This is a genomic window from Bacillus sp. AL-1R, assembly GCF_052180195.1.
Classification (GTDB): domain Bacteria; phylum Bacillota; class Bacilli; order Bacillales; family Bacillaceae_G; genus Gottfriedia.
In genome coordinates this window covers 3,859,742-3,874,495 of the sequence record NZ_CP197469.1, presented here as the reverse complement: position 1 = coordinate 3,874,495, position 14,754 = coordinate 3,859,742, and the positions used below count along the sequence as shown (strand labels likewise).

The 14,754-nt window shown below is 36.2% G+C and carries 11 protein-coding genes; 6 read left to right on the top strand and 5 right to left on the bottom strand.

Annotation, left to right across the window (positions count from 1 at the left end):
- Positions 1-24: 24 nt before the first annotated feature.
- A complete protein-coding gene (locus tag ACSBO6_RS18615; protein WP_498843796.1) occupies positions 25-1,374 on the bottom strand; it encodes a purine/pyrimidine permease in 1,350 nt (449 codons plus the stop codon).
- Between the two features lie 368 nt (positions 1,375-1,742).
- On the opposite strand from ACSBO6_RS18615, the gene ACSBO6_RS18610 reads away from it, so the two are divergent.
- The 3 genes from ACSBO6_RS18610 to ACSBO6_RS18600 all read left to right on the top strand — a co-directional run bounded on the left by ACSBO6_RS18610 (position 1,743) and on the right by ACSBO6_RS18600 (position 3,566).
- On the top strand, positions 1,743-1,976 hold the full coding sequence (locus ACSBO6_RS18610; RefSeq protein ID WP_098847856.1) for a hypothetical protein: 234 nt from the start codon (positions 1,743-1,745) through the stop codon (positions 1,974-1,976).
- 238 nt (positions 1,977-2,214) lie between these two features.
- A complete protein-coding gene (locus ACSBO6_RS18605) occupies positions 2,215-2,457 on the top strand; it encodes a hypothetical protein (protein WP_098847854.1) in 243 nt (80 codons plus the stop codon).
- A gap of 356 nt (positions 2,458-2,813) precedes the next feature.
- Positions 2,814-3,566, top strand: a complete 753-nt coding sequence (locus ACSBO6_RS18600; protein WP_098847852.1) for an IclR family transcriptional regulator — start codon at positions 2,814-2,816, stop codon at positions 3,564-3,566.
- Between the two features lie 71 nt (positions 3,567-3,637).
- Here ACSBO6_RS18600 and ACSBO6_RS18595 read toward each other — a convergent pair whose 3' ends face one another.
- The 3 genes from ACSBO6_RS18595 to pxpA are packed head-to-tail and all read right to left on the bottom strand — an operon-like array spanning position 3,638 to position 6,080.
- On the bottom strand, positions 3,638-4,591 hold the full coding sequence (locus ACSBO6_RS18595) for a DUF979 domain-containing protein (protein WP_098847850.1): 954 nt from the start codon (positions 4,589-4,591) through the stop codon (positions 3,638-3,640).
- On the bottom strand, positions 4,588-5,292 hold the full coding sequence (locus ACSBO6_RS18590; RefSeq protein WP_180233003.1) for a DUF969 domain-containing protein: 705 nt from the start codon (positions 5,290-5,292) through the stop codon (positions 4,588-4,590). Before ACSBO6_RS18590 ends, ACSBO6_RS18595 begins: the two co-directional genes overlap by 4 nt.
- A gap of 23 nt (positions 5,293-5,315) precedes the next feature.
- On the bottom strand, positions 5,316-6,080 hold the full coding sequence (gene pxpA, locus ACSBO6_RS18585) for a 5-oxoprolinase subunit PpxA (protein ID WP_498843795.1): 765 nt from the start codon (positions 6,078-6,080) through the stop codon (positions 5,316-5,318).
- A 467-nt stretch (positions 6,081-6,547) separates the two neighbouring features.
- Between pxpA and pxpB the strand changes: the two genes are divergently transcribed.
- From pxpB to ACSBO6_RS18570, 3 genes are all read left to right on the top strand, one after another.
- A complete protein-coding gene (gene pxpB, locus ACSBO6_RS18580; protein WP_098847883.1) occupies positions 6,548-7,279 on the top strand; it encodes a 5-oxoprolinase subunit PxpB in 732 nt (243 codons plus the stop codon).
- A complete protein-coding gene (locus ACSBO6_RS18575) occupies positions 7,276-8,280 on the top strand; it encodes a 5-oxoprolinase subunit C family protein (RefSeq protein ID WP_498843794.1) in 1,005 nt (334 codons plus the stop codon). Before pxpB ends, ACSBO6_RS18575 begins: the two co-directional genes overlap by 4 nt.
- Before the next feature lie 232 nt (positions 8,281-8,512).
- Positions 8,513-9,337 carry an amidohydrolase family protein gene (locus ACSBO6_RS18570; RefSeq protein WP_498843793.1) on the top strand — a complete coding sequence of 275 codons (825 nt, stop codon included), beginning with the start codon at positions 8,513-8,515 and terminating at the stop codon, positions 9,335-9,337.
- Positions 9,338-10,098: 761 nt separating this feature from the next.
- Here the strand turns inward: ACSBO6_RS18570 and ACSBO6_RS18565 are convergent.
- Positions 10,099-14,517, bottom strand: a complete 4,419-nt coding sequence (locus ACSBO6_RS18565) for a pullulanase X25 domain-containing protein (protein WP_498843792.1) — start codon at positions 14,515-14,517, stop codon at positions 10,099-10,101.
- Positions 14,518-14,754: the final 237 nt, after the last annotated feature.

Here is a 14,754-nt window from a genome sequence, read left to right as displayed (position 1 = left end):
AATATATCCAAGGAAAATAAACCTTTACATAGCTTTTTCATTGTCTTTATTTTTTATTTCCATTTCCACTTTATTTGGGCGCCAAACTTGCTCAAATAGAAGAGCTACGATCATTCCGACCATTACACCATTACTAAACACATATTGCAAGACGGTTGGTAAGGCAGAAAAAACAGCTTGCGGTAAAAACATAACCCCTGTTCCAAGTGAAAGAGCAGTACTTAAAATGGTCATACGTCTTTGGTCAAGTGGTTCTTTAAGTACTGAACTAATTCCTATTCCTGCCATTGAAGTAAATGAGGCAAGCATAGCTGCATAAGCAACCGGACCAGGTAGCATAGCAAAGAGCGAATATACCTTTGGAAAAAAGGAAATAACGGCTAGAGATATACTTGCGATAAAAAATGGAAGCATACGAGTTTGACCTGTCATTCGTACAAACCCTGCCGCTACAGAAAATGGAACAACTCCGACTGTCGAGAAGACAGAGGACAATACTGTAGCTATTCCACTAATAATACCAGAACTCTTAAGTGAACCCTCTTTTTGTACTGCCTTGTCATGAGAACTTTCAAAACCACTGAACACTTGTTTCATGGCTGCTACACTGGCAATAATGCTGGAAATTAAGACAAATGCCACCATAATGGAAGAAACAAACATACCAGCATCAAGCTTCGGCATTCCCCATGCGAAAACATCTGGAAATGAAATAATGGAAGACGTTTTAGGCATAGGTTTTGAACCGAAAAATAAAATAAATATGATTGAACCTACAACGATGCCAATAAGGACAGCATAACTTTTAAACCAACCCTTGCCCCAAACAGAAAGAGCAAGTACGAGAATGAAGATTGCAAAAGAAAGAATGACAACTCCTGGCTGAATCTTTGTTGATTTATCACTAACTCCAATCATCCCTTTAAGGAACATTCCACTTAACTGAAAGCCGAGAATCGTTAAGTAAACCCCGTTTACAAGTGGTGTAAACAGCTTCAGTAATTTGCTCATCCATCCTGATAAACCAATGATAATGAGAAAAGACCCAGTTAAAAGCATGGCACCTTCTAATAATTGCAGCGAACCACCAGCTTTGTCTACCCCTTGTACAACAGCCATTTGACCCATTAACGTGAATACACCGAGCCATATTCCAGCAGGGCCATCAGGTATTGGCAAACGATGTCCTAACCAGCCCGATAATAAAGATGATACTCCAACAACTAAAAATGTTCTTTGCATCAACCCAGAGATCTCTAATGGAGAAAGTTGAAAAACCTGACCTACTATAATAGGAATGGTAAGCGAATTAGCTATTAAAAAAATAAACCATTGAAGAGAACCTATTCCTGTATCTAATTTTAATTTATTCATAATGCATCCCCTTTAATTAAATGAATGTAGTAAAGAACGATCTAATTACAAAACGATACGTTCTGTTTTGTATTATAAATCATTTTAAAAATTTTTCAAGTGTGTTTTTTTAAGTCACGATTTTTGAGTAACGAAGTAGTTTAGTTTAAGAAGGATTCCTAAAAAACAACATCGAATTTCTAATCAAAAGGGAGAGACAATTTTGATTTTTTCACGAATGGGTTCGTTGCTTCAGTAAAGAAGAATCGTATTATCTTATTGAAGTAACAGGTGAGTTTAGTGCAATAAGAAGGAATATTGCTTCTTACAAATTGGGGAAAGTGGATTTAGCAGAGAAACAATAATTTTGACAAGGATGATCAGAAAAAATGAGTAATATCGATAAAAGAAATCGTTTAGGTGACGAACCTTTTAATTATCGAGTGACAAAAGATAATACAGTTTTTTTGGATTATAATGGAAAACGGGTGAAAACTTTAAAAGGAACAGAAGCAGAGAAATTTCTAAAGAGAATTAGAGCTGCAGATAATATAACGGAAGCACAATTAATAATGGCGAAGATAACTGGTAATTTCAAAAGGGGGAATGAACGAAAAAGTTGAGGAAACCAATAATTAATTGGAGTAGATTCATGGTACTATTACTTTTTCAAATACAAGTTCTCAAAGGTTGAGGGGATTATAGCCCTTCAACCTTTGAGAATTTATAGAAGTTCCTATAACGGAAATTTTCATATAAAATAATTTTAAAATCTGATAAATTGGTAAAAATCGGTTTGTGATTATATTCACAAAGTGTTAAGATGAATATAATATGGAAGTACAAAGGATGCGTAAATCAATGGAAAGAAGAAAGTCACTGATCGAACGGTATAAAAGGAATACTAGCAGGTATACAAACGTTCACAATTTCATGGATATTCTTTTAACAATTGTTGTTGTTCTTACTTTGATTCAAGTATTTGTTTGGGATCGTGATTCCCTTTTAAGCTTAATTTTTGAAATATTCTCTTTCGTATTTTGGATTGCATATGCTGTCATTCTTATTTTGGACGTTAGAGGAAGATTGAAAATTGACTCTTGAACGTAAGCATTAAATATCCCCACACATTTAAAGCTGCAACTCATTTTAGAGAAATGCAATTACACCAGTAAGTTGTTGCCTTTTCAATATTCTTGGAGATCTCTTGACAAATTGCTGTTAATCTCATCTGACTTCTATGAACTTTATAAAATTACTTCAATCCCAATTTAGTTAAAATACTATCTAATGTAGCGCCCTTATAAGATGCTTTAGCTTTCTTTCTTTTCCGAAGTAGCTTAACAATCAAATGTAAAAACAGTAATGTCATTGTGTTTTTTATGATAGCAAGTATAATTATGTACATACCGAAATTCGGAACTGAGGTGTTAAAACCTTAAAAAAAGGGGATCAAGCTTATGGAGAGTAAAAATAAGACGGTCGTAAAGTCAATGGAAATTCTTAATCTTTTCTTAACATATCCAAAGTTGAGTTTTAATGAAATCATTCAAATATCAGGAATCCCTAAAACGTCTGTTTATCGAATGGTGATGTCACTTGAAGAGATGGGGTTTCTTGATAAAGATCGGGACGGAAAATATGCGCTTGGCTTATTATTTCTACAATTTGGTCATTTAGTATCAGAACGATTGGATATTCGTCAAGTAGCTTTACCAATTATGCATAAGCTTCATGATGAGGTGGGAGAAGCAGTAAATCTTATCGTGAAGGATGGTAAAGATGCAATTTATATCGAAAAATTGGATACAAAACAACCTGTAAGGCTTTATACGGCAATTGGCCGAAGAACACCGCTATATGCTGGAGCTTGTTCTAGAGTTATTCTTGCTTATCTGCCGCATGATGAGAAAGAGCAATATTTGCAGGAGATTGACTTAAAGCCGATTGCATCTGGAACGATTACAGACAAAGAGCAACTTCGTCATGTTTTAGAAGAATCTCTAAAAACAGGTTATTCGTTCAGCCGATCCGAACTTGAAAATCATACGTCGGCTATAGCTGCTCCTATTTTCAATTATCAAGGTCAGGTAATCGCAGGCATTAGTATTGCAGGACTTGATGTGAATTATCAGGAAGACAGACTGCCGCAATTAATTGAAAAGGTGAAAGACGCGGCTCAAGAGATTTCGAGGAAATTTGGATACATCTAAAAATAAATAAAATATGTAAAAAAATCATCTGCCTCTTGAAAAGCAGATGATTTTTTTGACATTAAATGATTTTAGAATACTAGGAAATACATTAAAAATATGTTTACGGTTAATAAGATTAAGGCAGTCGGTGCCTGTGCTTTAATAACTGCATTTTTATCGGATAAGTCTAGTAAAGCAGTTGGTACGATATTATAGTTTGCTGCCATAGGAGTCAATAGTGTTCCACAATAGCCAGAGAACATTCCAATCGCTCCCATTATAGCAGGATCTGCTCCGTGCATTTGAACGAGTAAGGGAAGACCAATTCCTGCTGTTATGACAGGAAACGCAGCAAACGCATTTCCCATAATCATTGTAAAGATTGCCATACCTAATACATATGCCAATACTACAAAAAAGCGATTATCAACAGGAATAGCTGAACTAATTAAATCTGATACAACTTTGCCTACACCAGCTACTGCAAATAGGCCGCCTAACGTAGCTAACATTTGTGGTAAAACTGCTGCCCAACCGATTGCATCTAACAGTCGACGTGATTCCCTTACAGGTTGGATGCTTTTTTCCTTCGTTAACAGCATAGCTACAATTAAAGAAACAACGCATGCAACACCAAGGCTAACAAGCGTAATGTTTTTATTGTCCAGTAAGAAGAGTTCGCCAATTTTCATGTCTTTTATTCCAACAGTACCAATGATTGTCACTAGTGGGATCAATAAAGCAGGAATGAATAGTTTATTTCCCATTTTTTTTGCACTTGCGTTACGTTCTTCCTCTGTCGTTTGTTGATAAGAGCCCATCCTAACTCCACCAAAGCCAGCAATTACCGCAATGATAATAACGAGCACACCCATGTACATTGGCGGAATTACTTTGCCAAATATGAAAGAAATTGCAAAGAGTCCCCAAAAGGTGGCAGTTAACAGCCGTTTTGGATTGCTTTTATCTTTAAACGAAAGAAAAGCAATAATGGATAGAAAAATACCCGCAATATAATAAATATACTCAATTTGGATAATCATACGCTTTTATTTCCCTTCGTATCGTGCAATGTAGTACGTTCTTCTACATAAAATTTGATCTTTCTATCAAGCAGATATAGTCTTGTAGAGTGAATGAGAAATGCAGCAATAGCGGTTGGGATTCCCCACATTGCCATATGCAATGGTTCTATGATAATTCCGTTTTCCTCAAAAAAGCCTTTCATCAGCAAAATTGCGCCAAAAGCGATGAAAATATCTTCTCCAAAGAAAAGTCCTACGTTGTCTGTTGAAGCAGAAAAGGCTTTAATTTTGTTGCGTACATGTTGTGGCAATTTGCCATATTTATTTTCTGAAGCACTTTCTGCCATTGGTGCGATGAGTGGGCGAACCATTTGGGCATGTCCACCAAGACTAGTTAAGCCAATTGCAGCAGAAGCTTCTCGAATAAACAGATAAATGATGAGCAGACGTCCGGTTGTCGCGGATTTTACTTTACTTATTAATTTTTGTGATTGTTCTTTCAGACCATAGCGTTCTAATAAACCAATAATTGGTAAAGTAAGTATAAATAAAGAAAGATAACGGTTTTGAACAAACGATTCTCCAAAGGTAGTGAGTATTTGTTCCAATGACAATTTCCCTACTAATCCAGTTGTAATTCCAGCAACAGTGACGACTAACAATGGATTAAGCCTAATAGCAAAACCAATGATAACGATGAAAATTCCAATAAGAGTCACTATTTTTTCCTCCCCATTTTATATTATTTATCTAAAATAGCCTGAACCGAAACGTCTGATGCTTCAAGTAGTTTTCTAATCTGATTGGCAAATGTCAATGCATGAGGGCCATCACCATGTATACAGACTGTATCAGCGACAAGAGGGACTTCAATTCCCTGTTGAGACATGACCTTTCCTTCTTTCACTATACGGATCACTTGATTTGTAGCTTCTAAAGGATCGTTAATCAAAGCATTGGACTGACTTCTTGGAGTTAAGGTACCATCATGCTGGTAAGTGCGATCAGCAAAAACTTCACTTGCGGTACGAATACCAATTTTCTCACCTGCTTTTATTAACTCGCTTCCAGATAGACCGAAAAGAATTAAATTCGGATCAACTTTATATACTGCTTCAGCGATTGCCTCAGCTAGCTGAGCGTTTTTTGCAGCCATATTATATAGTGCACCATGGGGTTTAACGTGTTGCATCCTTTCACCTTCTGCCTTCATAAATCCATCAAGTGCTCCAATTTGATAAACGACGATGTCATATGCTTCCTGCGGTGAAATATTTATGTTGCGTCGACCAAAACCAGCTAAATCAGGAAGTCCGGGATGAGCGCCAATTTTGACTCCTTTATCAAGAGCAGCACGGACGGTTTTACGCATTACTGAAGGGTCACCTGCATGAAATCCGCAAGCGATGTTAGCTGAAGTAACGAATTGAAGAATCTCGTCGTCCATTCCCATCTTGTAAACTCCAAAACTTTCTCCTAAATCACAATTTAAATCGATTTTATACATCAAATCATCCTCCCAATCTATACAAATATTGATTAAATCTTCTAAAAATAGTAGAGGTAAAACGATATAAAGGTTTTCAAAGTAAATTTTTTTATTCTATTTAGAAATAATAGTGTATTTAATTTTTGTTCTTAATAATGTGAATTATAAGAAAATAACAAACGGACATTTCCGAATTTAGGAACTGCTGTTTCGAAAATAATAACACAAATTATTCTTATTGCATATCACTTAATTTTCGAATAATTTGGTTAACGAGATAAACAAATTCCTTTGGTTTTGCTAAAAAGCTATTGTTTTGTGGATTTATTCATAAAAAATATTTAAAAGAGTTACGGTTGTTTTTTTAAATTCTGACAATTATAATAATTACATAGTCCGATTTTCAGGATTTTAGTTCCGAAAATCGAAAAAGCGAGGGATGGGAAATGCTTCAAACAAATTTTGAGGAGAAGATCGATATGAAGATGAAACCACTCGGTGATTCAGCGGTTCTAGTCCAATTGGGTACAGAAATCAATCCTGAGGTACATCATAAAGTAAAAGCTTTAACAGATTATCTTGAATCACATACATTTAATGGTTTTATAGAGTGCGTTCCAGCTTTTACAAGTGTGACAGTTTTTTATAATCCTTTGCTAATTCATCGTACGTACAAAAAAGAAAATAAATGTTTTTCTCGCCTAGAGCAGAACATTTCGCCATATAAAATTGTTTGTTCAATTATTAAAGAAATCATTATGAGTCTTGAAGTGACAAAAGAAACTAATCAACGTATTGTTGAAATTCCTGTCTGCTATGGAGGGGAATTTGGTCCTGATCTAGAAGAGGTTGCCAAGTATAATAATTTATTAACGAGTGAAGTCATTGATATTCACTCAAATGCAGAATATCTTGTCTATATGATTGGATTTGCACCTGGATTTCCTTATTTAGGTGGAATGTCCGAAAAAATTATGACACCTCGTCGTAATTCACCGCGAGTATCCATACCTGCAGGATCGGTCGGAATTGCGGGGACACAAACAGGCGTTTATCCAATTTCTACACCTGGTGGTTGGCAATTAATTGGGCGTACGCCTATTGAACTGTTTTGTCCAACTACTAATCCCCCAAGTCTTCTTCAATCAGGAGACATTGTAAAGTTTGTGTCTATTACTCTTGAAGAATATGAATCATACAAGGAGATTATTATATGAGTATAAAAGTGTGTCGCCCTGGTTTACTCACTAGTATTCAAGATTTAGGAAGATATGGTTTTCAAAAATATGGCGTCATTATAAGTGGGGCAATGGACACTACCTCTTTTCGTATAGCTAATTTGCTTGTTGGGAACGAGGAAGGGGAAGCTGCTTTAGAGGTAACATTAATGGGGACCTCATTGTTGTTTGAGGAGGATTTATTAATTGCTATTACTGGTGGAAACTTGTCAGCTACCATTGATGGTGAATTGATCCCATTATGGAGACCTGTCTATGTAAAGAAGGGTAGCCTTCTTCACTTTAAGGCATGTCAATCAGGGTGTAGAGCATATGTAGCGGTATCTGGTGGCTTTGCTGTTGATGTAGTAATGAACAGTAAAAGTACATATTTGCGGGGGGAAATCGGCGGGTATAAGGGACGTGCCCTAAAAGAAGGGGATCTTCTGCAATGTAATAAAATGCCGCAAAAAGCCATGGAGCTTTTCAAACAGCTGAAAAACAAAAAGAGCTCCCAACCGTTTGCTACTGCTAACTGGCATGTCAATCCAGAATCTTTTATTGAAATAAAAAAAAATGCAGTAATTCGTGTTATAAGAGGAGGAGAATTTGAACGTTTTACCTCAACTAGTCAAGCGCAGTTATTTGAGCAAGATTTTCAAATAACGCCAATGTCTGACCGAATGGGCTATCGTATATCGGGTCCAACTTTACAATTGAAAGAATCATTTGAGCTTATATCAGAGGCCGTGTCTCATGGTACTATTCAAGTGCCGAAAGACGGAAATCCGATTATCCTGCTTGCCGATAGACAGACGATCGGTGGCTATCCTAAAATTGCTCAAGTTGCAACAGTAGATCTTCCTCTCATCGCCCAGTTAAAGCCAGGTGAGAAAATTCGTTTCAAAGAAATTACATTAGAAGAGGCAGAAGAGCTATACTTGGAAAATGAACAGAAGATGGAACAGTTGAGAGTGGGGCTTTTGTTAAGAGAAAAATAAAAGAATAGTTAAATGATTTATAAAGCAGCAGTAAGTAGCAATCTACTATTTATTGCTGCTTAATTGCATTTCACCATATTCCTCTTCTTGTAGGGGCTGTATTGGATCTAGACAGAAGACTTTAATTAAATAAAGTTTTTATCCAAAGCATATAGTTGATACTAGTATTGAAAACAATAGAAGAGGGGAGATTTATATTATTATAGATTGCCATTTCCATGTGGATGAATTCATGCTGACGTTAGAAAAAATGATAGAGGGGATGGATCAAAATAATATAGCAAAAACTGCTCTAATCCCCCCTATGAGTGAAACAATGTTTGAATTGGATAGTAGGATTCAGGATCATATCCAACGATTATTCCGTTTTCTAATACTTAATACTCCTCAAATTGGGCACAAAATTTATGATGGTCTAGTGAAAGATGGCTATTTGAAACTTTATGGTAACAAATATAAGATTTTTAATGAGCCGAAAAACGATCTCGTGGCTACTGCAATTGCAAGATTTCCAGACCGTTTTCTAGGTTGGGTAGCAGTGAACCCTATGATTCCTAATTTTATGGAAGAACTAGACTACTATCTTAAAAACCCTAGTTTTATTGGGGTAAAAGCTCACCCATTCATGCATGGTTATCGTATTAATGCGCTTGAACCAGTTGCAACTTTATGTGAATCAAAAGGTGTACCTATGATTATTCATCTTTCTTCAGAGATTGACTCCTATAAATATCTACCTGAAAATTTTCCTAAACTTAAATTAATTTATGCTCACGCTGGTCTACCATTTTGGAAAAAACTATGGAAATACATTAAGGAACATCCAAATGTATATGTTGATACATCAAGTGACTATCTCAATCCGTCAATTGTAAAACAAGCGGTTGAGGCTTTAGGGTATCGTAAAGTTCTTTTTGGCTGCGATGGACCATATGGAATGAAGACATTTAATGAATATGACTATTCGGACAAGAAAAGATGGGTAGAATCTCTTCTTATTCCTGATAATGAAAAGGAATATATACTCGGAAAAAACTTTTTAGAACTAATCGAATAGGGAATTATAGTTTAATCAAAAAAGGTCTACCGAAGTTGGTAGACCTTTCTTTAGACTGTTGAAATAAAACATTGTCAATATAGAACAACAAAAGTCTAAGTATATTTTATTTAAGCAAAAATTTGAAAGGTTAATACTCATTACAGGTTCATGAGGAAGTACAACAGTGAAAATTAGAAAGATTCTTCCTCATGACAGGTTCATGAGGAAGTAAACCAGTGAAAATTAGAAAGATTCTTCCTCATGACAGGTTCATGAGGAAGTAAACCAGTGAAAATTAGAAAGATTCTTCCTCATAACAGGTTCATGAGGAAGTACAACAGTGAAAATTAGAAAGATTCTTCCTCATAACAGGTTCATGAGGAAGTAAACCAGTGAAAATTAGAAAGATTCTTCCTCATAACAGGTTCATGAGGAAGTAAACCAGTGAAAATTAGAAAGATTCTTCCTCATAACAGGTTCATGAGGAAGTAAACCAGTGAAAATTAGAAAGATTCTTCCTCATAACAGGTTCATGAGGAAGTAAACCAGTGAAAATTAGAAAGATTCTTCCTCATAACAGGTTCATGAGGAAGTAAACCAGTGAAAATTAGAAAGATTCTTCCTCATAACAGGTTCATGAGGAAGTAAACCAGCAAAAATTAGAAAGTTCCTTACTCATGACAGGTTTTAGTGGTAATAAACCAAAAATAGCGTAGTTGACAAGCTCATTTTTCAACACTCTGAAAAAAGGTCTACCGAAGTTGGTAGACCTTTCTTGTTTATTTAGCTTCACTAATCGTTTTATTAATAACATCAATCACATAGTTTTTTGTGTTTTTGTTAATCGAACCACCATCACCTTTAAAAATCGTGGATTTGGTTGTATCAGTTGGTTCAATGTGTACTGGTACTTGTGTTTGACCTTCGTTTAGTTTAAATGATTGGTTGAAATTCATTTCATCATCGACAGTTACTTTTTCCCCGTTGATTGTGAGGTTAGCTCCTTTAATTGAATTCCCTTTAACCGTTAAGGTTGAGCCATTTACTTCAATTTGGTTTACGACTAGTGGCTTATCAATCCAGCGTAAAATCGTATCTTGGACAGTCATTTTATTGCCACCTTGATTTGTAACAACTATTTTCATATCCGTTCCTGTCGCACCGTAACCATAGTAACTGATATCATCATCGGATGGGTCAGTTGGTGTATGATCTGCTAATCCTTCATGATCCCATGTATTGTCTCGCGTATATTTATAAGTAATTTCTGTTCCTTCTTCAAGCTCAACTGTATATTCCCAATCTGGTGTAACTGCACCATTTCGGCTCATTGACCATGCACCTGTATTCCAACCATTTAAGCTGTTAGGTATATTCATCTGTGCTGACAATGGAGTGTCACTTGGTGCATGTACCTTAAAGGTGACTTGTACCATGACAATATCAGGTGTAACATTTACTTTATTTGAATCCACATAGTTTCCTGCCTGATCAAAGACGCGGATTTGGTAGTTATAAATTGTACCGTTAGTGACCTGGTAATCACGGAAGCTAGTAGTGTCCCCATTTAATGAAGTAAGTAAATGCCCATCACGATAAATGACAGTTTTATATGGCTGATCTGGTTGGGTAAGTTTCCAGTTTAAATTTACTTGGCCAGACTCTTGAAGTGGCGTTTCTAAATTCACCTCACTAGCAGGTGGAGTAGTATCTAAAGTACTACGTGTATAATTCACTTCTTTTGTTTCAGAGTATACCCATGTAATTCCTAAATCAGGTGTAAAGGCCATTCGGTATTCATATACGCCCGCTTCTAATGGTGTGAAGCTACCTTGAAACTCATTAGCTTGGTTTTCCTGAGACTGACCATTATATAGAGCTTTATACGATTCCCAAGCAGTTTGACCTTTCATTTTTACTTGAAGCTCAGCCATAACTCCTTCAGCTAGTCCTGTTTCTGTCGCACCTTGCAAGTACAAAGTTGCTTTAACCGTCGAATCAAGTGATAAATTCAGCTCTTGGGTTGCTAAGGCTGTCATGTTGGACACGCTAGATTTGCTAACATCATAATGAGGCACGAGACCAGCTGAAAGTGCAGGCTCAGATTCGTTCCCATTAGAATCTACAGCAGTTACAGAAAAATAGTAGTTACGACCATTATTTAAATCTGAAATGGTTACAGTATGCTCTGTAGTTTCTTTTACTTTTGTCCATAATCCGCCAGCAACAGTTGTTTGATAAACATTGAATTTTGTGCCAGTTCCTGTCCAGCTTAAAGAAATTTGTTTAGAACCTACAGTACCGATTACGTTTTTAACTGAAAGTGGTTGTTTCACTTCATTATTTGAAATTAACATTCTTCCTGATTCAGCAGGAACAGTCAATGTCAACTTGCCATCCTTCACTGTAGCAGTGTATTTTTTATCTAATTGGTCTTCTAGACGAATACCGTTTGCAATCAGTTTTTTTGTATCAACTTCAATAGTTTGTGCAGTTTTCCCTCTGTTGATGATGATTAGCGCTGATTTTGTTCCTTTTGTTCGAACATAAGCTAATACATCGTTTTTCGCATAAATATGGTTAAGATCGCCATGACTAAATAAATCGGAATTTTTATTACGAATTTGACCAATCGTTTGATAATGTTTAATTAAATCTTTGTTTTCATTTCCCCATGGATACGTACGGCGATCATCTGGATCTTTTGACCCTGTTTGACCTGCTTCATCTCCATAATAAATGGTTGGTGCACCAGGATAACCCATTTGAAGGATAGAAGCTAGTTTTAATCGTTGCACGCCTTCATTGTAATGATAGTTCGGATCCTGTTCAGCTCGATTATAAGTATCTGTTCCGTTGCCTAATAGGAAGATAGCTCGGGCAGTATCATGAGATCCCATTAGATTCATGAGAGCATAAAAAGCTTCCTTTGGATAATCCTCTTGTACGGCAAGGAGTGAGTTTTGTGCATTTTCTGCATTGCCATTCTTTAAATAATCTAGTACGGCACCTCGGAAACGATAATTCATTACGGAGTCATATTGATCTCCTAAAAAGTATTTGGACGCATCATCCCAAATTTCTCCTAAAATAAGTGGTTTTTCATCTTTTTGAAGCGTTTTTCCTAAACCTGTCATCGTTTTGGATTTAATTTCTTTACGAAATTCCTGCCAAAATGCGCTGTCTACTTCATTCGCTACATCTAGACGCCATCCAGAAGAACCTCGGTCAATCCATGATTTGCTTACAGAATCCTTATCATACATTATATAGTTTGCTAATGCAGTGTTATTCAGTTCACTAGGGTGATTAACTTTGGAACCTTCTTTTGATTCAAATACTGGTAGACTGTCATAGCCCCACCAACCTTCATATTTATAATGTTCTCCAGTTGAAACGCCGTTGACTTTTTCATTTGGTACTTTAACATTTTCAATATGGAACCAGTTTTCAAAACCGTACGGGCTAAAGTATTGACCTTCAGATATAAATTCCTTTTTCGCTTTTTCTTTTGCAGTAGCCTCGGACAGCTTTTCATCATTCATCAAATCATAAATACGAGACCAATATTCATATGCACCAACAGTTTTATATTTGTTATAGCGGTCAAAATAGATTGAATCGTCAGAGACGTGGTTAAAAACACCGTCCAAAATTAAATGCATTTTACGTTTTGCTAATTCTTTTATGAAATCCTTAAATTCTTTTTCTGAGCCAAACATCGGATCAATTAATTTGTAATCTGTTGCATCATATTTATGGTTAGATGGTGCAAGCGCGATCGGATTTAAATAGAGTGTGTTGACTCCTAGTGATTGAAGATAATCAAGTTTAAATTTGATTCCAGCGATGTCTCCTCCATAAAAATCATTACTAAACTCTCCGTCTCCAGTATATGATCCAGTTCCTTGTTCATAAGGGTTATCAGGTAAGCTTGACCAAGAAGAGGGATGTTCGATTGGCTGATTACCACGAGCTCCGATTTTATCTTTTACATTGTCATTGGTCTTGTTGCCGTTAAAAAAGCGATCGGGAAAGATTTGATAGACTACAGCTTCTTTCATCCAATCTGGCGTTTGATAATTAGGGTCATATACTGTCAGTTGGAAAAGGCTTGCGTTTTTATCAACTGCTTTTCCAGTATGACCTTCTTGTGTGTCTTCACCATACTCTGCTGTTGTATCTTGATCTCTGACAATGAACTTATACCCATGAATCCCTTTGTCAGTTGGCGTAAACGTAGCTTCCCAGTACTCGAGTTCACCTTTGCCATTTGTATTTGACCATCCTACATTTTTCATAGATAAGACCTTTGATGTGCCAGAATTATAATTTTTTACGTATAGGCTTGCGCTAGTCAAATCGCCTTTCTTAGCCGACATTCGGAAAGTGACAGGGGTTTTTTCTGGAACGGCCCCAAATGGCTTTTTGTATACTTGGTCCCATGAATCATGATAGAGGGCATTCTGATCAATAGAACCATCAGAGCCTGCTGGTTTATAATCTGTATAAACTTCTTTTGTTTGATTATTAAAGAAAAATGTAATAGTAGATTCAGAAAGTACAGTTAACTTAAGATTAGAAGTAGGGAAGGACTCAGTCCAATCTTTTCCTAGTACAATCTTGTATTCGTAAGTACCACTTGGCACTTTTGTAGTAAAGGAGTAGATATTTTTGAAATCATCATCTTTTAAAAAGGCTGTTGAATCTGCAGGGCTCCAAGCTGCCCCTGCATGAATAGCAGGCTGGATCGTACCGACAAGACGTGGTTGTCTTTCTTCTGCTATAGGGGTGTAATGCGTGCTGTCAGTAATTGAATGGGTGTTATCATTATAGTAAAATGTGATATTTTTTTGTTCGGAAAGTATTAGTTTAATGTTGTTGCCGCCAGGACTTCCACCTTCACCGTAATTTTCGGACCAGCTTCCACCAATGGCGATTTTGTATTCATATTCACCAGCTGGTAAAGTGCCAGTAAATGTATAGAGACCATTGCCTTTATACACCATTTCAGTTTGGTGCGAGGATGGGTCCCAATCACCAGAATTTCCTAACAACTTTTGAAAGCTACCTACAAGTACAACTTGTCTAGCTGCCGTTTCTGCTGCTTTTACATTTGTAAAATATCCCGGAAACATCTGGAGAACTAATCCTAATACAGTAACAAGCGATAATATTGATCTCTGTTTTCTCCTCATGAAAAAACCCCTTTCTCTTTCTAAATTAAGAAAACGTTTATACAAAAGATGCAATAAAAATATGTATATAGGTAACGCCAACTTTTTTGCAAACGTTTGCATAAATTGTTTTCAAAATAATTATAACTTGTTATTAACACAAATCAATGGGAAATAGCAAAATAATACAAATTTTCTGAAATACAAACACTTAATGTCAGTCAAAGCTAGGGCTCATAGGAATAATGTTAGGTACCA

Excerpts from the sequence above, each read along its gene's own strand:
- ACSBO6_RS18615 (WP_498843796.1), bottom strand. The coding sequence starts at position 1,374 with ATGAATAAATTAAAATTAGATACAGGAATAGGTTCTCTTCAATGGTTT.
- ACSBO6_RS18610 (WP_098847856.1), top strand. The coding sequence starts at position 1,743 with ATGAGTAATATCGATAAAAGAAATCGTTTAGGTGACGAACCTTTTAAT.
- ACSBO6_RS18605 (WP_098847854.1), top strand. The coding sequence starts at position 2,215 with ATGGAAAGAAGAAAGTCACTGATCGAACGGTATAAAAGGAATACTAGC.
- ACSBO6_RS18600 (WP_098847852.1), top strand. The coding sequence starts at position 2,814 with ATGGAGAGTAAAAATAAGACGGTCGTAAAGTCAATGGAAATTCTTAAT.
- ACSBO6_RS18595 (WP_098847850.1), bottom strand. The coding sequence starts at position 4,591 with ATGATTATCCAAATTGAGTATATTTATTATATTGCGGGTATTTTTCTA.
- pxpA (WP_498843795.1), bottom strand. The coding sequence starts at position 6,080 with ATGTATAAAATCGATTTAAATTGTGATTTAGGAGAAAGTTTTGGAGTT.
- pxpB (WP_098847883.1), top strand. The coding sequence starts at position 6,548 with ATGAAACCACTCGGTGATTCAGCGGTTCTAGTCCAATTGGGTACAGAA.
- ACSBO6_RS18575 (WP_498843794.1), top strand. The coding sequence starts at position 7,276 with ATGAGTATAAAAGTGTGTCGCCCTGGTTTACTCACTAGTATTCAAGAT.
- ACSBO6_RS18570 (WP_498843793.1), top strand. The coding sequence starts at position 8,513 with ATGCTGACGTTAGAAAAAATGATAGAGGGGATGGATCAAAATAATATA.
- ACSBO6_RS18565 (WP_498843792.1), bottom strand. The coding sequence starts at position 14,517 with ATGAGGAGAAAACAGAGATCAATATTATCGCTTGTTACTGTATTAGGA.